The sequence below is a fragment of the Rhizobium sp. TH2 genome (assembly GCF_024707525.1).
Classification (GTDB): domain Bacteria; phylum Pseudomonadota; class Alphaproteobacteria; order Rhizobiales; family Rhizobiaceae; genus Rhizobium_E.
This window is the reverse complement of record NZ_CP062231.1, coordinates 4,824,601-4,847,482: the sequence shown is the minus strand read 5'-3', so window position 1 is coordinate 4,847,482 and position 22,882 is coordinate 4,824,601. Positions and strand designations below refer to the sequence as shown.

The 22,882-nt window shown below is 60.9% G+C and carries 30 protein-coding genes; 23 read left to right on the top strand and 7 right to left on the bottom strand.

Annotated elements, in window-relative coordinates; translation table 11 throughout:
• Window positions 1–107: 107 nt before the first annotated feature.
• The gene (locus tag IHQ71_RS23645; protein ID WP_258158853.1) at window positions 108–1,205 is read right to left on the bottom strand and encodes a PRC-barrel domain-containing protein; all 1,098 of its coding nucleotides are present in this window, start codon (window positions 1,203–1,205) and stop codon (window positions 108–110) included.
• A gap of 253 nt (window positions 1,206–1,458) precedes the next feature.
• Here IHQ71_RS23645 and IHQ71_RS23640 point away from each other — a divergent pair, with 253 nt between their 5' ends.
• A complete protein-coding gene (locus IHQ71_RS23640; protein ID WP_258158852.1) occupies window positions 1,459–1,704 on the top strand; it encodes a hypothetical protein in 246 nt (81 codons plus the stop codon).
• A gap of 124 nt (window positions 1,705–1,828) precedes the next feature.
• Here the strand turns inward: IHQ71_RS23640 and IHQ71_RS23635 are convergent, their stop codons facing one another.
• On the bottom strand, window positions 1,829–2,092 hold the full coding sequence (locus IHQ71_RS23635) for a hypothetical protein (protein WP_258158851.1): 264 nt from the start codon (window positions 2,090–2,092) through the stop codon (window positions 1,829–1,831).
• Between the two features lie 121 nt (window positions 2,093–2,213).
• Here IHQ71_RS23635 and IHQ71_RS23630 point away from each other — a divergent pair, with 121 nt between their 5' ends.
• The 9 genes from IHQ71_RS23630 to IHQ71_RS23590 all read left to right on the top strand — a co-directional run bounded on the left by IHQ71_RS23630 (window position 2,214) and on the right by IHQ71_RS23590 (window position 6,117).
• Window positions 2,214–2,477, top strand: a complete 264-nt coding sequence (locus tag IHQ71_RS23630) for a hypothetical protein (protein WP_258162934.1) — start codon at window positions 2,214–2,216, stop codon at window positions 2,475–2,477.
• A gap of 12 nt (window positions 2,478–2,489) precedes the next feature.
• Window positions 2,490–2,675 (top strand): hypothetical protein, encoded by a 186-nt coding sequence (locus IHQ71_RS23625; RefSeq protein WP_258158850.1) that lies wholly within the window; start codon window positions 2,490–2,492, stop codon window positions 2,673–2,675.
• Window positions 2,676–2,686: 11 nt separating this feature from the next.
• Window positions 2,687–2,902: a hypothetical protein gene (locus IHQ71_RS23620; protein ID WP_258158849.1), complete on the top strand. Its 216-nt coding sequence runs from the start codon at window positions 2,687–2,689 to the stop codon at window positions 2,900–2,902.
• A 178-nt stretch (window positions 2,903–3,080) separates the two neighbouring features.
• A complete protein-coding gene (locus IHQ71_RS23615) occupies window positions 3,081–3,308 on the top strand; it encodes a hypothetical protein (protein ID WP_258158848.1) in 228 nt (75 codons plus the stop codon).
• A gap of 218 nt (window positions 3,309–3,526) precedes the next feature.
• The gene (locus IHQ71_RS23610; protein ID WP_258158847.1) at window positions 3,527–3,748 is read left to right on the top strand and encodes a hypothetical protein; all 222 of its coding nucleotides are present in this window, start codon (window positions 3,527–3,529) and stop codon (window positions 3,746–3,748) included.
• A 120-nt stretch (window positions 3,749–3,868) separates the two neighbouring features.
• Window positions 3,869–4,126, top strand: a complete 258-nt coding sequence (locus IHQ71_RS23605; RefSeq protein WP_258162933.1) for a GlsB/YeaQ/YmgE family stress response membrane protein — start codon at window positions 3,869–3,871, stop codon at window positions 4,124–4,126.
• Entirely contained in the window at window positions 4,126–4,818 is a 693-nt protein-coding gene (locus IHQ71_RS23600) for a M15 family metallopeptidase (RefSeq protein ID WP_258158846.1), read from the top strand. Before IHQ71_RS23605 ends, IHQ71_RS23600 begins: the two co-directional genes overlap by 1 nt.
• A gap of 56 nt (window positions 4,819–4,874) precedes the next feature.
• On the top strand, window positions 4,875–5,300 hold the full coding sequence (locus tag IHQ71_RS23595; RefSeq protein WP_258158845.1) for a metallopeptidase family protein: 426 nt from the start codon (window positions 4,875–4,877) through the stop codon (window positions 5,298–5,300).
• A 37-nt stretch (window positions 5,301–5,337) separates the two neighbouring features.
• Window positions 5,338–6,117, top strand: coding sequence for a DUF2066 domain-containing protein (locus IHQ71_RS23590; protein ID WP_258158844.1), 780 nt, complete (start codon window positions 5,338–5,340; stop codon window positions 6,115–6,117).
• A gap of 70 nt (window positions 6,118–6,187) precedes the next feature.
• Here the strand turns inward: IHQ71_RS23590 and leuD are convergent, their stop codons facing one another.
• Window positions 6,188–6,793, bottom strand: coding sequence for a 3-isopropylmalate dehydratase small subunit (leuD, locus tag IHQ71_RS23585; RefSeq protein WP_258158843.1), 606 nt, complete (start codon window positions 6,791–6,793; stop codon window positions 6,188–6,190).
• Window positions 6,794–6,923: 130 nt separating this feature from the next.
• Here leuD and IHQ71_RS23580 point away from each other — a divergent pair, with 130 nt between their 5' ends.
• On the top strand, window positions 6,924–7,811 hold the full coding sequence (locus IHQ71_RS23580) for a LysR family transcriptional regulator (RefSeq protein WP_258158842.1): 888 nt from the start codon (window positions 6,924–6,926) through the stop codon (window positions 7,809–7,811).
• A 412-nt stretch (window positions 7,812–8,223) separates the two neighbouring features.
• Here IHQ71_RS23580 and IHQ71_RS23575 read toward each other — a convergent pair whose 3' ends face one another.
• Window positions 8,224–8,493, bottom strand: a complete 270-nt coding sequence (locus IHQ71_RS23575) for a type II toxin-antitoxin system Phd/YefM family antitoxin (protein WP_258158841.1) — start codon at window positions 8,491–8,493, stop codon at window positions 8,224–8,226.
• Window positions 8,494–8,762: 269 nt separating this feature from the next.
• On the opposite strand from IHQ71_RS23575, the gene IHQ71_RS23570 reads away from it, so the two are divergent.
• The 7 genes from IHQ71_RS23570 (at window position 8,763) to leuC (ending at window position 17,411) form a co-directional block, all read left to right on the top strand.
• Complete coding sequence (locus IHQ71_RS23570) at window positions 8,763–9,239, top strand: formate dehydrogenase subunit gamma (RefSeq protein WP_258158840.1); 477 nt, start codon at window positions 8,763–8,765, stop codon at window positions 9,237–9,239.
• The gene (locus tag IHQ71_RS23565; protein ID WP_258158839.1) at window positions 9,236–10,792 is read left to right on the top strand and encodes an NADH-quinone oxidoreductase subunit NuoF; all 1,557 of its coding nucleotides are present in this window, start codon (window positions 9,236–9,238) and stop codon (window positions 10,790–10,792) included. Before IHQ71_RS23570 ends, IHQ71_RS23565 begins: the two co-directional genes overlap by 4 nt.
• A 4-nt stretch (window positions 10,793–10,796) precedes the next feature.
• Complete coding sequence (fdhF, locus tag IHQ71_RS23560) at window positions 10,797–13,676, top strand: formate dehydrogenase subunit alpha (RefSeq protein ID WP_258158838.1); 2,880 nt, start codon at window positions 10,797–10,799, stop codon at window positions 13,674–13,676.
• A 203-nt stretch (window positions 13,677–13,879) separates the two neighbouring features.
• On the top strand, window positions 13,880–14,707 hold the full coding sequence (gene fdhD / locus IHQ71_RS23555) for a formate dehydrogenase accessory sulfurtransferase FdhD (protein ID WP_258158837.1): 828 nt from the start codon (window positions 13,880–13,882) through the stop codon (window positions 14,705–14,707).
• Window positions 14,697–14,933 carry a formate dehydrogenase subunit delta gene (locus tag IHQ71_RS23550; protein WP_258158836.1) on the top strand — a complete coding sequence of 79 codons (237 nt, stop codon included), beginning with the start codon at window positions 14,697–14,699 and terminating at the stop codon, window positions 14,931–14,933. Before fdhD ends, IHQ71_RS23550 begins: the two co-directional genes overlap by 11 nt.
• A 207-nt stretch (window positions 14,934–15,140) precedes the next feature.
• The gene (pmtA, locus tag IHQ71_RS23545; RefSeq protein ID WP_258158835.1) at window positions 15,141–15,734 is read left to right on the top strand and encodes a phospholipid N-methyltransferase PmtA; all 594 of its coding nucleotides are present in this window, start codon (window positions 15,141–15,143) and stop codon (window positions 15,732–15,734) included.
• A 267-nt stretch (window positions 15,735–16,001) separates the two neighbouring features.
• On the top strand, window positions 16,002–17,411 hold the full coding sequence (gene leuC, locus IHQ71_RS23540) for a 3-isopropylmalate dehydratase large subunit (protein ID WP_258158834.1): 1,410 nt from the start codon (window positions 16,002–16,004) through the stop codon (window positions 17,409–17,411).
• Window positions 17,412–17,450: 39 nt separating this feature from the next.
• On the opposite strand, the gene IHQ71_RS23535 is transcribed toward leuC, so the two are convergent.
• Window positions 17,451–17,696, bottom strand: coding sequence for a DUF982 domain-containing protein (locus IHQ71_RS23535; RefSeq protein ID WP_258158833.1), 246 nt, complete (start codon window positions 17,694–17,696; stop codon window positions 17,451–17,453).
• Window positions 17,697–17,854: 158 nt separating this feature from the next.
• Between IHQ71_RS23535 and IHQ71_RS23530 the strand changes: the two genes are divergently transcribed.
• Window positions 17,855–18,664, top strand: a complete 810-nt coding sequence (locus IHQ71_RS23530; RefSeq protein WP_258158832.1) for a class I SAM-dependent methyltransferase — start codon at window positions 17,855–17,857, stop codon at window positions 18,662–18,664.
• A gap of 37 nt (window positions 18,665–18,701) precedes the next feature.
• Here IHQ71_RS23530 and IHQ71_RS23525 read toward each other — a convergent pair whose 3' ends face one another.
• Window positions 18,702–19,532, bottom strand: coding sequence for an aldo/keto reductase (locus tag IHQ71_RS23525; RefSeq protein WP_258158831.1), 831 nt, complete (start codon window positions 19,530–19,532; stop codon window positions 18,702–18,704).
• 182 nt (window positions 19,533–19,714) lie between these two features.
• Between IHQ71_RS23525 and IHQ71_RS23520 the strand changes: the two genes are divergently transcribed.
• Window positions 19,715–20,227 (top strand): histidine phosphatase family protein, encoded by a 513-nt coding sequence (locus tag IHQ71_RS23520; protein WP_258158830.1) that lies wholly within the window; start codon window positions 19,715–19,717, stop codon window positions 20,225–20,227.
• Here IHQ71_RS23520 and IHQ71_RS23515 read toward each other — a convergent pair.
• Window positions 20,224–20,757, bottom strand: coding sequence for a L,D-transpeptidase (locus IHQ71_RS23515; RefSeq protein WP_258158829.1), 534 nt, complete (start codon window positions 20,755–20,757; stop codon window positions 20,224–20,226). The two genes, IHQ71_RS23520 and IHQ71_RS23515, sit on opposite strands and share 4 nt — an antisense overlap.
• A 131-nt stretch (window positions 20,758–20,888) precedes the next feature.
• Between IHQ71_RS23515 and IHQ71_RS23510 the strand changes: the two genes are divergently transcribed.
• From IHQ71_RS23510 to IHQ71_RS23500, 3 genes are all read left to right on the top strand, one after another.
• Complete coding sequence (locus IHQ71_RS23510; protein WP_258158828.1) at window positions 20,889–21,572, top strand: response regulator transcription factor; 684 nt, start codon at window positions 20,889–20,891, stop codon at window positions 21,570–21,572.
• Window positions 21,573–21,584: 12 nt separating this feature from the next.
• Entirely contained in the window at window positions 21,585–22,043 is a 459-nt protein-coding gene (locus IHQ71_RS23505) for a cyclic nucleotide-binding domain-containing protein (protein WP_258158827.1), read from the top strand.
• Between the two features lie 75 nt (window positions 22,044–22,118).
• A complete protein-coding gene (locus tag IHQ71_RS23500) occupies window positions 22,119–22,790 on the top strand; it encodes an XRE family transcriptional regulator (protein WP_258158826.1) in 672 nt (223 codons plus the stop codon).
• The last annotated feature ends 92 nt before the right edge of the window (window positions 22,791–22,882 follow it).

The following is a 22,882-nucleotide window of genomic DNA, read 5'->3' as shown; positions in this document are numbered from 1 at the left end:
CCCGGTGCTTGACGAAAGGTTCCCCGGCCAAATCCTGTGTGCGGAACTGTTCAAAACACGAAAAAGGGGTCCGCGAACGGACCCCTTTCCAACCGGTGAGAACCAGATCAGCCCTTGAATTCGGGCTGGGCCTTAAGGTTGGCCTGGTTGGCGTCGATGTATACGCGGAAATCGTCGCCCTTGGCATTCTTGACGATGTTCAGCTCGTCCATGGTCACGGCGATCTGACGTTCGCCAATGCCCAGGAAGCCGCCGACATCGAGGACGACGCGATCGACCTGGCCGTTGTTGTCGAGAATGATGCGGTTGATTTCGCCGACATCCTCATCCTTCGGGCCATAGACGCGGGCGCCGGTCAGCTTGTCGGCGGTGATCTCGTTCGCCTGAGCCGCCAGGTAGCCCTCACGGGTGATTTCCGGGCGGGTCAGCCGCGCGCGGTTCTCGTCAGACATTGCCTGCGTCGAGTTGCCGGTGGTGGTCGAAGCCGTAGTGGTGGTGTCCGTCGTCGCTGCATTGTCGTCCATCGCGGTCGTCGCGTCGGCCGGCTTCTTGGCCGTCGTATCAGCCGCGGTGGTTGTCGTATCCGTCTTCGCCGCACTCGTGTCCGCAGCCGTGGTTGTATCAACTGGCTTGACAGCGGTGTCGGCCGTTGCGGTAGTGGTATCCGCCGGCTTTGCCGCGGTTGCGTCAGCCGTGGTATCGGCCGGAGCGGTCATCGTGGTATCGGTCGCGGTGGCGTTCGGATCGACCGGCGTCGCCGCATCCTTCGCAGCCGTCTGCTGGGCAGCCTTTTCATCGGCCGAAACGAAGGCAGGGGCTGCTGCGAGCGCATCCTTGTTGGTGTTCACGACAAGGAAGAAGTCATCGGCGCCTTCGCCGTTCTTTACAAACTTGACGTCGGTCATGGGGACGGCCACGGCCTTTTCGCCCATGCCCAGGAAACCGCCGACGCCTAGGACCACGGCATTAATCTTGCCCGAGCGGTCGAGGATCACTTCGTTGATCTCGCCGACATCATCCCAGTCTTTTTCAGCGCCGGGCTGCACGCTGTCGGCCGGCATCGTGTCGGCTGCGTAGATGCGCTGGCCGATGAATTGCGACGCGTTGATATCGGTGGGCTGGCTCGTGTAGTTGCCCATCTCGGCATAGGCGGCGCCGCCGGACAGGATCATGACGAGCGCAGTCGTTGCTAGAATCCGTTTCATCTCAGTTCTCCTCGTTAGAAAGCAGGCCGGACATCGACTGGCCCGGTTGCCCTCAAAACGGGTGATGAATCGATTGGTTCCATCATTTCAGGATGCCTTTGGCTGCCGATGGCGGTGATTTTCCGCGCCCGACCGGCACTGTTCCTGGGGAGACAGCAGAGCGAAAGCGCATGTGGGATAACGGGTATCAACGGACGACAGAAAGCGTCCGCAAGCATGACGGGACAGACAACGCAACCTTAGGAGAACGACCATGAAGAAGTTCATCATTGGCGCGGCAGCTGCCCTCATCGCAACTGTTTCGCTCTCGGCAACTGCTGAAGCTGGCCACAAGTGGAAGCATCACGGCCATCACCATGGCCATCATCACGGCCACCACTACAAGTACTGGGCCGGCGGCTATCACCATGGCGGTGACTACTGCTTCGTCAAGAAGATCAAGCGCTTCGATGACTGGGGCAACATGTACGTCAAGCGGGTGCGCGTCTGCGCCTGGTAATTGACGAGCTGGGCCATCCGCCTGCACGGGTGGCCCAGCTGGAAGCGCCTGACCTCCCCTTCATGAAGCCCGGTTCCACATGGAGCCGGGTTTCGTGATTCGGGGCCGGCTTGGTTGGAAGATATCAGTGACGGGAAACGAATTTCGAGAACCTGCTGGTTCCACCGTCCTGCGTTTTGTCCTGATAGAGGAAAGCAAGATCGTTCTCGTCGAAGATCTTGAAGAACTCGTCCCATTCGATGTCTTCCAGGTTTTCCTCCGGCGTGCCGAAGTCGATTCTCAATATGCCGTCGTCTCCGCTTGCCTTGACGCGTGCCGGATGGCCGTCGCGGGCTTCGATCCAGGTCCGGATCTTCTTGTGGCTGGTCGTGGTGTGAGAGGTGCTCATCTGATCCTCCTTGAGCCCAAATACTTCCTTCAAACCAGCCGCTACGCGAATGGTTCCCGGGAACCATCCCCGTCGCCGAATGTTGGTCAGGCGATGCAACATGCAGGACAAGGAGACCGAAATGGCGAATGCCAGCAAGAATCACGTCGGCGAAGGCAGCCGGGGCAAGAAATCGGGCGCCGGCGCGATGACCCATATGGACCTCGACAAGATCGGCGCGAACGACGTCCTTTCCAATCGCGACAAGGCCCAGCACTCCCGGGAGCGCGGCCTCGATGGCAAGGCCATCAAGTCCGAACAATATCAGGATCATGCCGCCAACCGTGTGGTGCCGGTCGAGAAACTAGACGCGTCGCGCCGCGACGCCGGATTGCTGAAGAACTGAGGAGAAACCGACATGACCACCAAAGCACCCCCAATTCCGCGCGACAATCTCAGCGACAAGGGTCCCGGCGAGGATGCGCATTTCAATGCCGCCGCGAACCAGAAGGTGAAGCCCGGCGTGACCGACCCGTCCAAGCAGGGCCAGCAGGGCAATACCAAGATCAACCTGACGCCGCAGCTTTCAACGCAGGACCGCTAAGGAGACCCACAATGTCCACCTCTACCAAGACACCAGCGAGCATCCGGCAGGGCGGCCCCGGCGCCTCGCATGAAAACGCCAAGGCGCCGCTGGAAATCAAGAAGCCGCCGGCGCAATCCGACGCCAAGTCAAAGAGCAGCATTTCCGGCGGCGGCGGTGAGCGCGATAGCCACCACACGCGTGATCCGGAGAAGAAGGGAGGCGAGACACGGCCTGCGCGCCACTGATCGCCCGACATCTGAATTCAGCACTCCCGGAGTTCCTTCCGGGAGGGCCATTATCTATTTAAATGTTTGATTTTAAACAAATTATGCTTCTCATGGAACCCAAACAGTTTTCGGGAATTTGACCATCAACTTGATGCCCTAAGGCAGCAGGCAGCGGGCCAAACCAGATGAGGCTGATATGAAAACGCTTGCCATTCTTCTGATGTCCGCCGTTCCGGCGATGGCATCCGTTCCCCAAGACGCCGTCGAAAACGACATGCAGATGGTGCCGCAGGCCGTTGCGATGAAGAAAGATCCGGCGGCAAACGCAACATGCGGGAAGGCACAGGAAATAATCATCGTCGTGCGCGACGAAAATGGATCGGTCGTGGCCATCGGCAAGGCGATGGTCGCACCGGCTTGCTGAATCGAAGCACTGCCGCACGCGCCATGATTGCCGTGCGGCAGGCGGAATCGCCATCATCTTCTCCGAAGATCGAGCGCGACCATATGCTCGGCAATCTCCGGCCGGCGGACCTCGTGAACGCGGGTTCGCGACCGCCCACGTTCAGCAAATCGCGTGCATGAACGGAACAAACATGTCCAGCAACGGTTTTGCGCCGTCAAGGAGATACAAGCCGGATCATGAGCGAACAACAGGGCAGGCACTGGGCAGTCGGCGAAACCGTCCGCCTCAAAGACGACGACAGGCTGATGACCATCGTGAAGAGCCATGATGACGGCTCGGTCTCCGTCGCATGGTTCGAACAGCGCAAGATGCATCTCGAACGGGTGCCGGCGGCTGATGTGCTGGCCGTCGAAAACGAGGTTCTGCCGCCCGGGCGTGGGGTAGAAGAACGGCGCTGAGTGGTAGAAAGCAGCGCCGATTTGACTGGCGAACTTTTCATTTATCCCTATTAATGATTGCGGGCGTGAGCGGCAAAAGGCCGGTCCCGCCCGTCGCATGTCAATGGGGATTGGATCATGATGGGCATTGAAAGCATTCTTGTATTTCTGATCGTCGGCGCCATCGCCGGCTGGCTGGCAGGCATCGTCGTCAAGGGGTATGGCTTCGGTCTTCTCGGCAATATCGTCGTCGGTATCGTGGGCGCCCTCATCGCGGGCTTTCTGCTTCCGCGGCTCGGTTTCGGCGTTGGCGGCGGGTTCCTGTGGGCCATCCTGCATGCCACGATCGGCGCGGTGATCCTGCTCATCCTGCTCAGGATCGTGCGCACCGGCACCTGATGCCAATGATGTGCCGCGCGCTCGCCTTTGCGTGCGGCCTCATGCTCGCGGTGCAGGCCGTTACAGTGCAAGCGGCGGAATTGCCGTCCGGCTTCGTCTATCTCTCCGATGTCGATGCCGCGATCGTGCAGGACATGCGCTATGCAGGGCCGGATAATTTTACCCACGCGCCTGCGCCCGGCTACAATGCCGCTGAATGCATCCTGACGATGAAGGCGGCGAAGGTGCTGGCTCAGGTCCAGAAGGATTTGCGGAGCAGCAGGCTCGGCCTGAAAGTCTGGGATTGCTACAGGCCGGTCAAGGCCGTGGATAGCTTCGTGGCATGGGCCGGCAAAGGCGCTGATTTCGACAAGATCCATTACCCACGCGTATCGCGCGACCGGCTGATCGCCGAGGGCTATATCGGCAAGCGTTCGGGCCATTCGGCGGGCTCCACGATTGATCTCACGCTGGTATCCCTGGATGGCTCCGAGATCGACATGGGCACCGGTTTCGATTTCTTCGACCCGCTGGCGCATACCAACAGTGCGGGTGTTTCCAGGATCGCAAAGGCAAATCGCAAGCTGTTGGTCGAGGCGATGCAGCGGCGCGGTTTCAAGAATTATGCCCGTGAATGGTGGCACTTCAGCCTCGACCGGCAGCCCTTTGCCGGCCGCCGATTCGATTTCGACATCCTGCCGAGAGGCAAATGAGTTCGCCCTCGCAAAATTGCGGCGATGACTCTATATAGGGCGCAACAGGAGCGTTCATGGCGAGTATCGACCAGACAGATGATTGGCGGGACAGGTTTTCCCCGTCATTGGAAGCAATCGAGCAATTGGCGCGCGAGGCCTATGGTCAGTTGCCGGAGGATTTTCGCGCGCTGTGCCAGGACCTCATCATCGAGATCTCCGACTTCCCTTCGGACGACGTGTTCGAGGATATGGCGCTCGAAACGCCATTCGATCTCCTCGGCCTGTTCGAGGGCAGGGGCGTCACCGAACGCTTCTCCGTGGAGAATGGCGAACTGCCGAACCGCATTTCGCTCTATCGCCGGCCGATACTCGACTATTGGTCGGAGAACGAGGAAACGCTGGGCGACATCATCACCCATGTGCTGATCCACGAAATCGGCCACCATTTCGGCCTTTCCGACGACGATATCGAGGCGATCGAAGCCGGCGCAGAGGCCTGATCGCCTGCGTTGAACGGTTGTTGCCTTGGGAGGGGACATGACCTTTGTGCGCTTTGCCGGCGCAGTTCTGCTATTGATCAGCCTGCTGGCAAGCCGGGTGCCCGCAGCAGAGCCCGACGATCTCTATTCATCCCAGGCCATCGTGACCGGCCAGGGCGAAAAGAACCGGCAACCCGGCTTTCGAGATTGCCTCGATCGGGTCCTGGTCAAGGTTTCCGGCGATCAACGCCTGCCTCGACTTTCACAAGCTGACGCGCTTCGAGCGAGGGCGGGCGACTTTGTAGCATCCTTTTCCTATCGCGACCGGCTGGCGGGTAAGCCGATTCATGACGAACAGGGAACATATGACCGACCGCACGACCTGACCTGCCGCTATGATCGCAAGACCATCGATGATCTGTTGGCCACTTTCGGCAGCCGCCCTTGGCTGGCGGAGCGGCCGACCTTCCTGATCGTTCTCGATGTCAAAAGGGGTGGGCAGGCATTCCGGGTCACGGCGGACGACATGCGCGACCTTGCCATGCGGGAGTCCTTCGCACTCGGCGCGGCTCCGCTGGCACTGAAGGTGACGTTTCCTGCCGCTGCGGATGCGGCATCACTGGACGCAGGCGCGTTGGAACCTTCGGACGGCGTCCTTCCCCTGTCAGGCAGCCTCGTCTGGAGTGATGCCGATCTCGGCTGGGTCGCCACCTGGCGGCTCAAGCACGATGGCGAAACCTATCGATGGGTCGTACGTGGCGTCAATTTTGACGAGGCGTTCCGCGTCGCCATGCGTGGTGCCGCACAAATCCTGTCCGGCAATGGGGCGCCGCAGTGAACCCATTTGCATAAGCAAAAGGCGCGGAGCCCTGCGGTCCCGCGCCTTTCAAAAAACCATCCAGAACCGCTCAGGCCCAGGGGCGTGAATTGGCTGTCTTCTTTTCGTAGGTGTCGATTTCGTCCGCCTTGGCCAGCGTCAGGCCGATATCATCGAGGCCGTTGAGCAGGCAATGCTTCTTGAAGGCGTCGATGTCGAACTTGATCGTGCCGCCGTCGGGGCCACGGATTTCCTGGGCTTCGAGATCGACGGACAGCGTGGCGTTGGAGCCGCGGCTGGCATCGTCCATCAGCTTTTCCAGGTCATCGGGCGAGACCACGATCGGCAGGATGCCATTCTTGAAACAGTTATTGTAGAAAATGTCGGCGAAGCTGGTGGAGATCACGCAGCGGATGCCGAAATCGAGCAGTGCCCAGGGCGCATGTTCGCGCGATGAGCCGCAGCCGAAATTGTCGCCGGCGACGAGGATCTGCGACTTGCGGTAAGCCGGCTTGTTGAGCACGAAGTCTGGGTTTTCCGAACCATCGTCCTTGTAGCGCGCCTCGGCGAACAGGCCGGTGCCGAGGCCGGTGCGCTTGATGGTCTTGAGATAATCCTTCGGGATGATCATGTCCGTGTCGATATTGATGACCGGATAGGGTGCCGCGATGCCTGTCAGCGTTGTGAACTTGTCCATGATCTGTCCTTTCGGAGCTCCTTGTTCTTTCCGAGGCGGCCTCTAACGCAAATCGGCCAAAAATTGAAGGGGATTCTTGTATTCATGATGTAATGCGGTTCAATGCTGCTTCCAAGTTCCGGGTGATGCGATGATCGACAAGCTGCAATTCTTCCTCGCGCTCGCCCGCGAGCAGCATTTCGGCCGGGCCGCCGAGGAATGCGGCATCACCCAGCCGACGCTTTCGGCAGCGATCCGCGCGCTCGAAAACGAGCTCGGCGTAATGCTGGTCAATCGCGGCTCGCGCTACCAGGGCCTGACGCCTGAGGGTCAGCGGGTGCTGGAATGGGCACGCCGCATCGTCGGCGATGCCAGGACGATGAAGGAGGAGATGCGCGCCGCGCACAAGGGCCTCTCAGGTCACCTACGCATCACCGCGATCCCCACCGCGCTGTCGCTGGTGCCCCGGTTGAGCGCGCCGTTTCAGGAGAAGCACCCGGATGTGACCTTCTCGATCCAGTCGGCGACCTCTCTGCATATCATGAGCCAGCTCGACAATCTCGAGACCGATATCGGCATCACCTATCTCGACAATGAGCCGCTCGGGCGAGTGGTCACGGTGCCTCTGATAGAAGAACGCTATTATCTGGTCACTTCGAAATCGGCACCGCTGGCGGACCGTGCCTCGGTGACCTGGAAAGAGGTGAGCGAACTGCCGCTCTGCCTGCTGACTCCTGATATGCAGAACCGCCGCATTATCAACAAGCACATGGCTGAGGCCGGCGTGAGCGTATCGCCCCGACTCGAATCCAATTCGATGATCGTGCTGTTCACCCATGTCCTGACCGGCAAATGGGCCTCGATCATGCCGCTCGATGCGGCGCGGTCGTTCGGGTTTGCATCGGAGATCGCCGTCGTACCGCTTACCGCGCCGGAGACCAGCCATTCCGTCGGGATCATTGCGCTGGAGCGCGAGCCGAACACACCGCTGGTGTCAGCGATGCTGAATATGGCGCGGGAGGTGCGTGGAAGGGGCTAAGTGCGTTTCGTGATAACGCGTTTCCGCACGGCTAGGAAGCGCGAGCGTAGATGACGAAAGAAGCCGGGAGGCAGAATGCCATAGACTGGACTTCCGGTTCGTCCGACCGGCGCCAGGTCATAGCCCGGCCAGACGAAGGCATTTATCTCGTTTACGACGATCCATGAGGGGTCGGCATCTAGGCCAAGATGAGCCTTCACGGATTTGGGAATTTCCACTGCATCACTTGGTGCTTGCGGCTGAGTATGGGTAATAGGCAGGAGATAAGTTCGGATTCCGGTTTCGACTTGGCCTGTCGCCACTACGATGGCGCAAGGCCTGTCTTTAGCACCGTCTTCTTTGCCTCGTGCATCCTCCGACGACCAGAGAAATGAATAGCGGACGACCATGCCGGGAACAGGTGTCGGCCAACTCATTCCTCGGGCTTCCAGTCTTTGATGAGTTCGTCGAGGTAACCGTATTCGGCCGGTACTTCGGCCTTGGAGATGAGTTCGATGTCCTCGTCGGAGAGATCTTCGATGCGAAGTGCGCGACGATAGCTTTCCCTCAAACGACCATATTCCTCGCTGGAAATCAGTACGAGTCTGTCCCGTCCGTTTCTGGTAATAGTCACGGCCTCCTGGAGCGCCTTGTCGGCGAGTGTGCCATAGTTCTTGATGAACTCTGCCGATGAGACTTTCATAGTCGTACTCCTCGAAAGTTTCGCATGTTTCGAATAATACCAGTTTTTCGGCAAACGACAATCTGCCGTCTTTGATAGAAATTTTCTATCAAGCAACGAACCTCCGTTATTGACGTTGGAAGCTCCAATTGCGATCATCACCCAACGCATCGCCGACAGAGTTCCGGTTTTGCCATCAAAATTTCCCGGAAATGTGCTAGACTGAAGGCGTGGTGGCGATTGCCGCATGCCTTAACGACTGCTTTCGTGGCGGATGGGTGGAGGCCAGTATGAATGTCCATGTGAAGGACGATGTGAGCGCACGGACGCTCGAAATCGTCAATGAACTCAAGTCGCTGGAAGGGCCGCTGCTGCCGATCCTGCATGCGGTTCAGGAAGATTTCGGCTATGTGCCGGAGGCCGCCCTGCCGCTGATCGCCCGCGAGCTCAATCTCTCCCGCGCCGAGGTCCATGGCGTCGTTACCTTCTATCACGAATTTCGTAGCCATCCCGCCGGCCAGCATGTGGTGCGTATCTGTCGCGCCGAGGCCTGCCAGTCGATGGGCGGCCGCGATATTGCCGAACATGCCTGCAAGGTGCTCGATCTCGATTGGCACGGCACGACGCCGGATGGTCGGGTGACGCTCGAACCGGTTTACTGTCTCGGGCTCTGTTCCACCGCTCCCTCGGCGCAGATCGATGGGGAGCTTCACGGGCGCCTCGACCGCGAGACGCTTTCAGCCCTCATCAAGGAGGTGCGCCTGTGACTGTTCGCATTTTCATCCCGCGTGATTCCGCAGCCCTCGCCGTCGGCGCCGAGAGGGTCGTCAAGGCGTTCCAGGCCGAGATCTCCGCACGCGGCCTCGACGCGACAATCGTCCGCAATGGATCGCGTGGGCTTCATTGGCTCGAAGTGCTGGTCGAGGTTGAGACGCCGGCCGGCCGCGTCGCCTATGGTCCGGTTGCCGCCAAGGATGTTGCTGGTCTGCTCGATGCCGGCCTGCTCGAAGGCAAGGATCATCCGCTCTGCCATGGACTGACAGAAGAAATCAGCTGGCTGAAGAATCAGACGCGGCTGACATTCTCCCGCTGCGGCATCACCGATCCGCTGTCGCTAGATGACCACAAGTCGCTCGGCGGTCTTGTGGGCCTCGAACGCGCGCTTGGTATGACCGGCGCCGATGTCGTCAAGGAAGTCACCGATTCCGGCCTGCGCGGCCGTGGTGGTGCGGGCTTCCCGACCGGCATCAAGTGGAAGACGGTTCATGATGCGGCCGGCCCGCAGAAATACATCGTCTGCAATGCCGACGAGGGCGACAGTGCCACCTTCGCCGACCGGATGATCATGGAAGGCGACCCCTTCGTGTTGATAGAAGGCATGGCGATCGCGGGCATCGCGGTTGGCGCAAACAAGGGTTATGTCTATCTCCGCTCGGAGTATCCGAACGCCATCCTGATCATGAACGAGGCGGTGGAAGTCGCTCGCCGCGAGGGCGTGCTGGGGGCTTCGGTGCTCGGTTCGGGCAAGGCCTTCGACATGGAGATCCGCTCCGGTGCCGGCGCCTATGTCTGCGGCGAAGAGACCTCGCTGCTCAACTCGCTCGAAGGCAAGCGCGGCGTCGTGCGCGCCAAGCCGCCACTACCCGCGCTTGAAGGCTTCCTCGGCAAGCCCACAGTCGTCAACAACGTGATCTCGCTCGCCTCCGTGCCTGTGATCATGGAAAAGGGCGCGCAACACTACAAGGATTTCGGCATGGGCCGCTCGCGCGGCACGATCCCGATCCAGATCGCCGGCAACGTCAAGCATTCCGGCCTCTATGAAGTCGCGTTCGGCCTTACCCTCGGCGAAATCGTCAACGACATCGGTGGCGGCACCCGTACGGGCCGCCCGGTCAAGGCCGTACAGGTCGGTGGGCCGCTCGGGGCTTACTTCCCCGTGTCGCTGTTCGACACGCCGTTCGACTACGAAGCGTTCGCGGCTAAGGACGGCCTGATCGGTCATGCCGGCATCACGGTGTTCGACGACACCGCCGACATGCTGGCGCAGGCGCGCTTCGCCTTCGAATTCTGCGCCGTGGAATCCTGTGGCAAGTGCACGCCCTGCCGCATCGGTTCCGTCCGCGGTGTCGAAACCATCGACAAGATTTCGCAGGGCATCGAGCCGGAGAAGAACCTCGCTCTGGTCGCGGACCTCTCGAACACGATGAAATTCGGTTCGCTTTGCGCGCTGGGCGGCTTCACGCCCTATCCCGTCATGAGCGCCATCAATCATTTCCCGGATGACTTCCGTCCGGCAGCCACCCTTCAGGCAGCGGAGTAATATCATGGGCCTTATTCACGAAATCGACTACGGCACGCCCGCTTCGAAATCCGAAAAGATGGTGACGCTGACAATCGACGGCCGCGAGATCACGGTCCCCGAAGGCACATCGATCATGCGCGCCTCGATGGATGCCGGCATCGAGATACCGAAACTCTGCGCCACCGACATGATGGATGCCTTTGGCTCCTGCCGCCTCTGTCTCATCGAGATCGAAGGCCGCAATGGTACGCCTGCCTCCTGCACGACGCCGGTCGCGCCAGGAATCCAGGTTCATACCCAGACCTCGCGGCTCAAGGACATCCGCAAGGGCGTGATGGAGCTCTATATTTCCGATCATCCGCTCGACTGCCTGACCTGCGCCGCCAACGGCGATTGCGAATTGCAGGACATGGCTGGTGCGGTCGGCCTGCGCGATGTGCGCTATGGCTATGAAGGAGAGAACCACGTCACGGCACGCAACGATGGTGCGCTGAACCTTAACTGGATGCCGAAGGACGAGTCGAACCCGTATTTCACCTATGATCCGTCGAAGTGCATCGTCTGCTCGCGCTGCGTCCGCGCCTGCGAGGAGGTGCAGGGCACATTCGCGCTGACGATTTCGGGCCGCGGCTTCGGCAGCCGGGTCGCTGCGGGCATAAGCGAGGATTTCCTCTCCTCCGAATGCGTCTCCTGCGGCGCCTGCGTGCAAGCCTGCCCCACCGCGACGCTGACCGAGAAGACCGTCATCGAGATCGGCCAGCCGGAACATTCCGAAGTTACCACCTGCGCTTATTGCGGCGTCGGCTGCTCCTTCAAGGCGGAAATGCGCGGCGAGGAACTCGTCCGCATGGTGCCGTGGAAGGATGGCAAGGCCAATCGCGGCCATTCCTGCGTCAAGGGCCGTTTTGCCTGGGGCTATGCCACCCACAAGGACCGCATCCTCAACCCGATGATCCGCGAGAAGATTTCCGATCCCTGGCGCGAAGTGAGCTGGGAAGAGGCGCTGACATACACCGCCAACGAATTCCGCCGCATCCAGTACCAGTATGGCAAGGATTCGATCGGCGGCATCACCTCGTCGCGGTGCACCAATGAGGAAACCTATCTGGTGCAGAAGTTGGTCCGGGCCGGCTTCCGCAATAACAATGTCGATACCTGCGCCCGCGTCTGCCATTCGCCCACCGGCTATGGCCTCGGCCAGACCTTCGGCACCTCGGCGGGCACGCAGGATTTCGACTCTGTCGAGGATACGGATGTCGTCATCGTCATCGGCGCCAATCCGACCGAAGGCCATCCGGTTTTCGCCTCGCGGCTCAAGAAGCGTTTGCGCCAGGGCGCCAAGCTGATCGTCATCGATCCGCGGAAGACCGAAATCGTCTCGACCGCGCATGTGAAGGCGGATTACCACCTTCCGCTGATGCCGGGCACCAACGTGGCCGTCGTCACGGCGCTGGCGCATGTGATCGTCACCGAAGGCCTCTATGACGAAGCCTTCATCCGCGAGCGCTGCGACTGGTCGGAATTTTCCGATTGGGCCGAATTCGTTTCCGAAGAACGCCACAGCCCCGAAGCGATCCAGATGTATACGAAGGTCGATCCGGAACTGATCCGCGGTGCGGCCCGTCTGTTTGCCCGCGGCGGCAATGGTGCCATCTATTATGGCCTCGGCGTGACAGAACACAGCCAGGGCTCGACCACGGTCATCGCAATCGCCAACCTCGCCATGGCGACCGGCAATATCGGCCGTCGTGGTGTCGGCGTGAACCCGCTGCGCGGCCAGAACAATGTCCAGGGCTCCTGCGACATGGGCTCCTTCCCGCACGAACTGCCGGGCTATCGCCATATCTCCGATGATGCGACCCGCGCGATCTTCGAGAAGATGTGGGGCGTTACGCTTGAGAACGAGCCGGGCCTGCGCATTCCCAACATGCTGGATGCGGCCGTCGATGGCACGTTCAAGGGCATCTACATCCAGGGCGAGGATATTCTCCAGTCCGACCCGGATACCAAGCATGTCTCGGCCGGTCTCGCCGCGATGGAATGCGTCGTCGTGCAGGATCTGTTCCTCAACGAAACGGCGAACTACGCCCACGTCTTCCTGCCGGGTTCGACCTTCCTCGAGAAGGACGGCACGTTCACCAATGCCGAGCGCCGCATCAACCGCGTCCGCAAGGTCATGACGCCGAAGAACGGCTATGCCGACTGGGAAGTGACGCAGAACCTCGCCAATGCCATGGGCCTGAACTGGACCTACACGCATCCGTCCGAAATCATGGACGAGATCGCGGCGACGACGCCGGCCTTCGCGCTTGTCTCTTACGACTATCTCGAAAAGATGGGCTCGGTTCAGTGGCCGTGCAACGAGAAGTTCCCCGAGGGTTCGCCGATCATGCATGTCAACGGTTTCGTGCGCGGCAAGGGCAAGTTCATCCGCACCGAATATGTCGCGACCGACGAGAAGACCGGCCCGCGCTTCCCGTTGCTGCTCACCACCGGCCGCGTGCTCAGCCAGTACAATGTCGGCGCGCAGACACGGCGCACTGAAAACGGCGCCTGGCATGCAGAGGACCGGCTGGAAATCCATCCGCACGACGCGGAGCAGCGTGGCGTCCGCGATGGCGACTGGGTGCGGCTGCAGAGCCGTGCCGGTGAGACGTCGCTCCGCGCTCTGATCACCGAGAAGGTGGCGACCGGCGTGGTCTATACGACCTTCCACCATCCCGACACGCAGGCCAATGTCATCACCACCGACTTCTCGGACTGGGCGACCAATTGCCCGGAATACAAGGTGACGGCGGTGCAGATCTCGCCCTCCAACGGCCCGTCGCGCTGGCAGGAGGAGTATGACGAACTCAGCCGTCGTTCGCGCCGGATTGTGGGCAAGCTGGAAGCTGCGGAGTAAGGATTTGAGCGTGAGCGTGGCATACCCCCCTCTGCCCTGCCGGGCATCTCCCCCTCAAGGAGGGAGATTGGCTGGGGGTTCTAGCCTCGCTTCAAATTTTCGTCGGATGCTGAGCAACGGTTGGTCGAGATGGCCGGCAAGCGTGCTCCAAGTAATCTCCCCCCTTGAGGGGGAGATGTCCGGCAGGACAGAGGGGGGTGCCAATGGCTGAAACGCCCACCTCCCACCGCGTCCCCGAAACCATCTTCCGCAATGCCGTGCTCTCCAACGGCCATCGCACGGTGGCCGAAGAATCCGCCATCGCGCTCTCCTATGGCGGCTCGACCGAAGCCGTGATGATGGCGACGCCCGCCGATCTCGAGGACTTCGCCGTCGGTTTCTCGCTGTCCGAAGGTATTATCGAGAGCTTGGACGAGGTGATCGGTGTTGAGGTCGAATCCGCCTCCGGCGGCATAGATCTGCAGATCAGCGTCAAGGATGATGTCGATCGCGCGCTCCGCGTCCGTCGCCGGGCCAAGGCCGGGCCGGTAGGCTGCGGATTGTGCGGCGTGGAATCGATCGAGGAGGCGCTAAAGCCTGCCGCGGATGTTTCAGGGATCGCGCTGCAATTGACCGCCGGCAATATATCCGATGCGATGGCGGCTCTCTCCGCCAACCAGCCGCTCAATGCCGAGACCCGTGCCGTTCATGCGGCGGGCTTTTATATTCCCGGACGCGGCATGGTCGCCGTGCGTGAGGATGTCGGCCGGCACAATGCGCTCGACAAGCTGATCGGGCATCTGGCGCGTAATGGAATTTCTGGCTCCGATGGCGCCGTGATCATGACCTCGCGGCTTTCGGTCGAACTGATTCAGAAGACCGCCAAGCTCGGCAGCGGTATGCTGATCGGCATATCGGCGCCGACGGCGCTGGCGATCGACATGGCGACGCGTGCCGGCATGACGCTGGTGGCCCTGGCACGTGGCGAGGATTTCGAGATTTTCACCGGCGCGGACCGGGTAAAGATAGGGGCAGAGGCGAATGCAGCATAACGACAAGATCGTCCGGATGGCGAACCAGATCGCGACCTTCTTCCTGTCGCAGCCCGAGGCCACGCGCGTTCCCGGCGTGTCGAACCACATCAACAAGTTCTGGGAACCGCGCATGCGGCGCCAGTTCTTCGAGATCGTCGATAATGGCGGTGAGGGCCTGCTGCCTCTGGTGATGGAAGCTTCGAAGCAGGTCAATAGGCCACAAGCCCAAGCGCCGGCAGCCTAAGCCCTCCTATTTTCCCGGTATCACCGAATTTTGTCACCCGCCCAGCACGGGGGAAGTGGCCGTGCGAACCGAAATGGCGCAAAGCGGCTTGTAATTGTCGCAAAAAGAAGACAGTCATTCGCAGCGCGATGGAACCCGGCCGGTGACCTCGGCATTTGAGTACAGCCGCGTTGCGTCGTGCGGTTCAGCAGCAATTGAGGAGGGTTGATGACAATGGGGTTGAGGCAGCGTCTGGAGCGGAAGTTCGACGAGGAGATCAGATTCTTCAAGGGTTGGCAGCGGGACAAGAAGGGGGTGGGCGCGCTATTGCCGACCTCTTCGGTAACGGCGCGGCGCATGACCGATGTGATCGACCCTCAATCGGGCTTGCCCGTGCTCGAACTCGGTGCTGGCACCGGCGTCATCACCAAGGCCATACTCGAACGCGGCATAGCACCACAGAACATCGTCTCGATCGAATACGCGCCGCATTTCTATGACCTGCTTCGGGCGCGGTTCCCCGAGGTCGATGTGCGCAATGGCGATGTCTTCGAGCTCGACAACGTACTCGCCGATCGCCGTGCGGAGACATTCGACTGCGTCATCTCAGCGGTGCCCATGCTAAGCTTTCCATTGGACCGCCGCATCGACTTGATGAAGAACCTGCTGTCGCGCATTCCACGCGGAAGACCAGTCGTCCAGATCACCCATGGCCCGCTGTCGCCGTTGCCGGCTATGCCCGATCTCTACTCGATCACGCATTTCGATTTTGTCGTGCGCAACATACCACCCGCGCAGCTCTGGATTTACCGTCGGAATTGATGGCGTTCTAGAAATCCATTGTGCGGCTGCCTAAATACGTCTGGTCTCAAACCATTGCCGTCGTAGCTGAAAAGTGCTATTCGCCCTGCCATGATGGAAAACACTGGGAAAAAGCTGGTTTTCGTGCTGCAGGATCGCAAGCGCCTGCCGGCACGCTTTTTCGCCGAGCTCTCTGGCCTCGCGACCGCGCACATTCTCTGACGTGCCGTTGGCGGCATCCGCCGCAATTCGTTTTCCCTCGCATTTTCAGATATATGGTGAAATCCAATGAGCGCACCCCGCACCCTTTATGACAAGATCTGGGACGATCACGTCGTCGATCAGCAGGACGATGGTACCTGTCTCCTCTACATCGATCGCCACCTGGTCCACGAAGTGACCAGCCCGCAGGCGTTCGAAGGCCTCCGCATGACCCACCGCAAGGTGCGTGCGCCCGAAAAGACGCTCGCTGTCGTCGACCATAACGTGCCGACCACGCTCGATCGCTACGAAGGCATCAAGAACGAGGAAAGCCGCATCCAGGTCGAGGCGCTCGCCACCAACGCGGCCGAGTTCGGCGTCGAATATTATTCCGAGCACGACAAGCGTCAGGGTATCGTCCACATCGTCGGTCCCGAGCAGGGCTTCACCCTGCCCGGCATGACCATCGTCTGCGGCGACAGCCACACCTCGACGCATGGCGCTTTCGGCGCGCTGGCGCATGGCATCGGCACGTCGGAGGTCGAGCATGTGCTCGCCACCCAGACGCTGATCCAGAAGAAGGCCAAGAACATGCTGGTGCGTGTCGACGGCCAACTGCCGCCGCATGTCACCGCCAAGGATATCATCCTCGCCATCATCGGCGAGATCGGCACCGCCGGCGGCACTGGCAGCGTTATCGAATTTGCCGGCGAGGCGATCCGCGCGCTTTCCATGGAAGGCCGCATGACCGTCTGCAACATGACGATCGAAGGCGGCGCCCGCGCCGGCCTCATCGCGCCCGACGAGAAGACCTTCGAATATATCAAGGGCCGTCCACGCGCGCCTGTTGGCGCCCAGCTCGAACAGGCGATCGAATACTGGAAGACGCTGCATACGGATGAAGGCGCGCATTACGATCGCGTCGTCGTGCTCAATGCCGCAGAACTGCCGCCGATCGTGTCCTGGGGTTCGTCACCGGAGGATGTTATCTCGGTTCAGGGCGTCGTGCCGAACCCGGACGAAATCACTGACGAGAACAAGCGGACATCCAAGTGGCGCGCGCTCGATTATATGGGCCTCAAGCCCGGCACGCCGATCACCGATATCACGCTCGATCGCGTCTTTATCGGTTCCTGCACCAATGGCCGCATCGAGGATCTGCGCGAAGTCGCCAAGGTCGTCGAAGGCAAGACCGTTGCCTCGACCGTCAACGCCATGATCGTGCCGGGTTCCGGTCTCGTCAAGGAGCAGGCGGAGGCCGAGGGCCTGGACAAGATTTTCCTCGCCGCCGGTTTCGAATGGCGCGAGCCGGGCTGCTCCATGTGCCTTGCGATGAACGACGATCGGCTGAAGCCGGGCGAGCGCTGCGCCTCGACCTCGAACCGCAATTTCGAGGGCCGCCAGGGCTTCAAGGGCCGCACACATCTCGTCTCGCCCGCCATGGCGGCGGCAGCGGCGATTGCCGGACACTTCGTCGATATCCGCGACTGGCAGTAAGACTTTCCGAAAGCCGCCCCCGGGCGGCTTTCTTCTTTCTCAGCTCAGATGCAGGTGTGCCTCGATCGCAGCGGCGATGAAGGCCTTGCGGGCATCATCCGGTGCCGCCTCGCCGTGCAATGCGTCCTCGCAAGTCGTCTCGGCCAGCCGGTAGCGGCTGCCTGACGTGTCGGGCCAATTGCGGTGCAGCACCGTCTGCGCCTGCCGCACGGTTCTCACCGTCCGCCGGGTTCCGGTCTCGCTATCTTCTACGGTGATCGCGGGCTTCCAGGCTGTTGTGTTCATGACACCCACCTCCATTCGCGGAAGGTCATATTCCGCCTGTTGGTCGCCAGTGTCAGTAAGCGTTGCGAAATGTGGCTAACGAGCCCTTACTTCGCATTGAGCTTGCTGTCCGCCGGGCGCTTGCGATACGCTGGATGTTCCGACAGCGGGAGGCGGTCATGACTGGAGCAGACAAGGTCTTTGCGGGCAACATCCCCGCGATTTATCAACGCTACATGGTCCCCATGATTTTCGACCCCTATGCGCAGGACCTTGCGGGCCGGCTGGCGGTCCTTCGACCGGGCAGGGTCCTCGAAATGGCGGCAGGCACTGGCGTCGTGACCAGGGCGATCGCCGAGAAACTTCCCGAAACCGAGATCGTTGCCACCGACCTCAACCAGCCGATGCTGGATACCGCTGCCGAACTTCAGCGCGGACAGGGCAAGGTCACCTTCCGGCAAGCCGACGCGCTGGCGCTTCCCTTCGAAGACAAGAGTTTCGATACGGTAGTCTGCCAATTCGGGGTGATGTTCTTTCCGGACAAGCATCAGGGCTATCGCGAGGCGTTCCGGGTGCTGCGCCCCAGCGGCGCCTATATATTCTCCGTCTGGGACCGGATATCGACCAACGAATTCATAACGGTCGTCAATGCCGCCCTCGCCGCACGCTTTTCCGACGACCCGCCGAAATTCATGGAGCGGACGCCGCACGGCTACCATGATGTCGATGCGATAGCCGCAGCCGTCAGGGAGGCGGGTTTCTCCAAGGTTTCGGTCGAGACCGTCGACAAGGTGAGCCGCGCCAATTCCGCGCTCGACGCGGCGACCGGCTATTGCCAGGGCAATCCTTTCCGGAACGAGATCGAGGCGCGCGCACCCGGCGAGCTGCAATCGATTACGGAAGCCGTCGCCTCCGCCCTGGCCGAACAGTTCGGCCACGGCCCGATCGAAGGCCGGATTCGTGCGCATGTCATCACGGCGACGCGATAGCCGGCCGAGCGCAAGTAGCGCGTCCGGCCGGGAATGGTCAGAACCCTGCCGTTGCGGGGTTCGGGCCGATGCGCCCGCCGGCATCGTCCAGGCTGTCGAGTGCCTTGAGATCGCTGGCATCCAGTTCGAAGTCGAAGACCTGGAAATTCTCGACGATGCGGCTCGGCGTCACCGATTTCGGGATAACCACCAGGCCGTGCTGGATATGCCAGCGAATGATCACCTGCGCTGGCGTCCTGCCGAGCTTGCGGGCGACTTCACCGACGGTTTCATTCGCCAGGAGTATGCCCTGGCCGAGCGGGCTCCAGCTTTCGGTTTGGATGCCGAACCGCTTATGGGCAGCGCGCAATTCCTTCTGCTGGAAATCCGGATGCAGTTCGACCTGATTGAGCACCGGGGTCACGCCAGTGTCGCCGATAATGGCTTCGAGGTGCTCAGCGCCGAAGTTTGAGACACCGATCGATCGCGCGCGGCCTTCTTCCTGCAGCCGCACGAAAGCCTTCCATGTGTCGCGGTATTTGTTGCGCTTCGGCGAGGGCCAATGAATCAGGTAGAGATCGACATAGTCGGTGCCGAGCCTCTGCAAGCTCTTGTCGAAGGCGCGGAGCGTCGAGTCGAAGCCCTGGTCGTCGTTCCACAGCTTGGTGGTGAGGTAGATATCCTTGCGGTCGACGCCCGACTTGCGAATGCCTTCGCCGACACCCTGCTCGTTGTTGTAGATCGCGGCGGTATCGACATGCCGGTAACCGGCCTTGAGCGCGGCATCGACGGCGGTGATCGCCGTCTCGTTCGGGGTCTGCCAGACGCCGAGGCCCACTTGCGGGATTGAACGGCCGTCATGGAACTGAATATGCGGTTGGTCGGACATGGATATCTCCAGTGTGTCTGAAAGGCGCAACCGTTGCGCATGGGAATGGGAGGGACGCACGGGCAGGGGAGGAGGGGAGGAAGGCCCGGCGTCCAAACTCAATATGGGTGTGGCGTTCCGGATTTTTACCGTCCGCCGGCCAAAAAACTGCTAGCCTTGTGGAAACCATGCGGAAGACGCCGATGCCCAAGCGACTGATCCTGTTTCGTCACGCGAAATCATCGTGGGAGCACGATGTCGATGATCACGATCGGCCGCTCGCCGGTCGCGGCATCAAGACAGCCCCCGTGATGGGCACGTGGCTTGCCGCGAACGGGCTTGTGCCGGATCTTGCGCTCGTTTCGACAGCACGGCGGGCGCAGCAGACATGGGCGCTCGCGGGCCCCGAATTCGGCAAGCCGGTGAAGAAGCAGGATAGCGATGCGATCTATGAAGCGACGGCCGAGAATATACTCGCTGTCATCAAGTCGGTGAAAAAAGCGGTCGGCACATTGATCGTCGTCGGCCACAATCCGGGCTTCGAGCAACTTGCCATGCTGCTGATGAAGGATGAGGGCGGCGAAGCGGGCGCGCGGCTGCGCGAAAAGTTCCCGACGGCAGCCGTCGCGGTTCTGTCATTCGGCGGAAGCTGGGACGATCTCGGCCCGCATTCCTGCGCGCTCGAACATTTCGTGACGCCGAAAATGCTCGGCTAGAGAACGCGCACCACCGTCTCCGGCCCGACCAACGGCAGCAACCGCAGCATGTCGCGGCGCTTGATGGCGACGCAGCCCTCAGTGGGCAGGTAGCCCGGCTTGGCCAGATGGAAGAAGATCGCCGAACCGCGATTGCGGCTGCGGCTGGACATGTTCCAGTCCATGACAAGGCAGATATCGTAGAGATGATCCCCACGCATCATCTTCTCGTGGCTCGGCTTGAAAGGAGCACGTGCCGGTCTGTTGTAACTGGCGTCCTGCGGCGCGTCGCACCACAGCATCGTCTTGTCGATCGGCGTCATCGGCAGCGTCGTGCCGAGCGGCACCTTTACCTGGTCCTTGCGGAAGAAACCGTAGAGCAGGCGCATATCGGCGATCGGGGTCGCGCCATCGCCCTCGCGCTTGCGGCTGGTCCGGCCACCTCGCCCGAGGGCCGCCGGGAATGTCAGATCGCCTGCCTGCACGATCGCCCGGCGCGGGTTGCCGGGGGCCGGTCGCACGATGATTTCGGGGAGAACGGTGCGAGTCATGGCCTACATCGTGTTAATTGCAGTTGATCACATGTATCGGAACGGCACCCGGGCGCATGCCGCGCTTGTTTTAACAACCAAATCTGGCATACCAGTCATTGAAAAATTCCAAACTTGGAAGAACGGTCACGATGACAGCCCGCACCATACTGCTTGTGGATGACGATGCCGACCTGCGCGAGACGCTGGTCGAGCAACTCGGACTCTATGAGGAATTTTCCGTATTGGAAGAGCCGAATGCCGGCAAGGGCATTGCGACTGCCCGCAACACTCAGGTCGATCTCCTGATCATGGATGTCGGCCTGCCTGATATGGATGGCCGCGAGGCGGTGAAGTTGCTGCGCAAGGGCGCTTTCAAGTCACCCGTCATCATGCTGACCGGCCACGATACCGATGCCGATACGATCCTCGGGCTCGAGGCGGGCGCCAATGACTATGTCACCAAGCCGTTCCGCTTCGCCGTGCTGCTGGCGCGCATTCGCGCCCAGCTGCGTCAGTACGAGCAGAGCGAGGACGCCACGTTCAATGTCGGACCCTACGTCTTCAAACCGGCGCAGAAGCTTCTCACCGAGGCCGACGGCAAGAAGATCCGGCTGACCGAGAAGGAAGCCGCGATCATCCGCTATCTCTTCCGTGCCGGCCAGAAGGCGGTCACGCGCGACGAACTGCTGGAGGAGGTCTGGGGCTATAATTCAGGCGTCACCACCCACACGCTCGAAACCCATGTCTACCGGCTGCGGCAGAAAATCGAGAAAGATCCCTCCAACGCCGAGATACTTGTGACCGAAAACGGCGGCTACAAGATCATCCCGTAGGGCACGCGCCGGATGGCACTTCGTGAAGACATCGCAATCCTGAAAGGCCTGTCGATCTTCGACGGCTTGGAGGACGAGCATTTGAGGCTGCTCGCCTTCGGGGCGGAGCGACGCCGGCTGGAGCGCGGCCATGTCCTGTTTCGCGAGGGTGCCGCGGCGGATTCCGCCTTCGTCGTGCTGCAAGGCCAGATCCGGCTGACCCGGAACCTGCCATCGGGCAGCGACCGCGTCATCGGCGAGGCAGGCCCGGGCTCGATCCTCACGGAGATCGCGATGATTTCCGATGCCGAGCGCCATTTCACGGCGACGGCTGCGGTGGAAAGCGAAGTGCTGCGCATCAGCCGCACCCTCTTTCATCGCATGATGGCGGAATATCCTGAAGTGGCGGTGGCGACCGAGCGCCGGCTGAGGGAGAATTTCACGCGTCTCACCGGATCGCTCGCCGAAGCGACCGCGCTGTTGAAGCGCTGACGGCAATCTTACCCCTCACTTGCAATTCCACCAGAATTTGACATTCTTTCCTGACATTCAAATTTTAGGATAAACATGGCGGAAAAACCCCTGGCGAAATCTGCAACTTCGAAGAGCGCAATTCCCTATCAGGATCCGCATGCCGTGCGCGACAAGAAGGTCAACAACCTCGAAATGGCGATCGGCCACGAGGTGCGAACGCTGCGCAAGAAGCTCGGCATCACCGGTTCCGACCTTGCCTCCGCCACCGGCATTTCGCTCGGCATGCTGTCGAAGATCGAGAATGGCAACACCTCCCCATCGCTCACCACGCTACAGGCCCTGGCCCAGGCGCTCGGCGTGCCGGTCACGGCGTTCCTGCGCCGTTTCGAAGAGGTGCGCAATGCGATGTTCGTCAAGGCCGGCGAAGGGGTCGAACTCGAACGCCGCGGTACGCGGGCCGGCCACCAGTACAATCTGCTCGGCCATATCGGCAACAACGCGTCCGGCGTCGTGGTCGAACCCTACCTGATCACGCTGACCGGCGATTCCGACATCTTCCCGACCTTCCAGCATGAAGGACTGGAATTCCTTTATATGCTCGAAGGCTCCGTGCAATACCGGCATGGGGACAAGCTTTATGCGATGGAGCCGGGCGACAGCCTGTTCTTCGATGCCGACGCGCCGCATGGACCGGAAGTGCTGGAAAAGCTCCCCGCCCGCTATCTCTCGATCATCTGTTATCCGGAAACGGTGCGCAAACGCTGACAGGTTTTTTGCACTGCAACAATAACGAGCGAATTCATCCGTGACCATTTCGCCGTGAATAGACGCCTGAACGCGCTGGAAATCCGACGCGG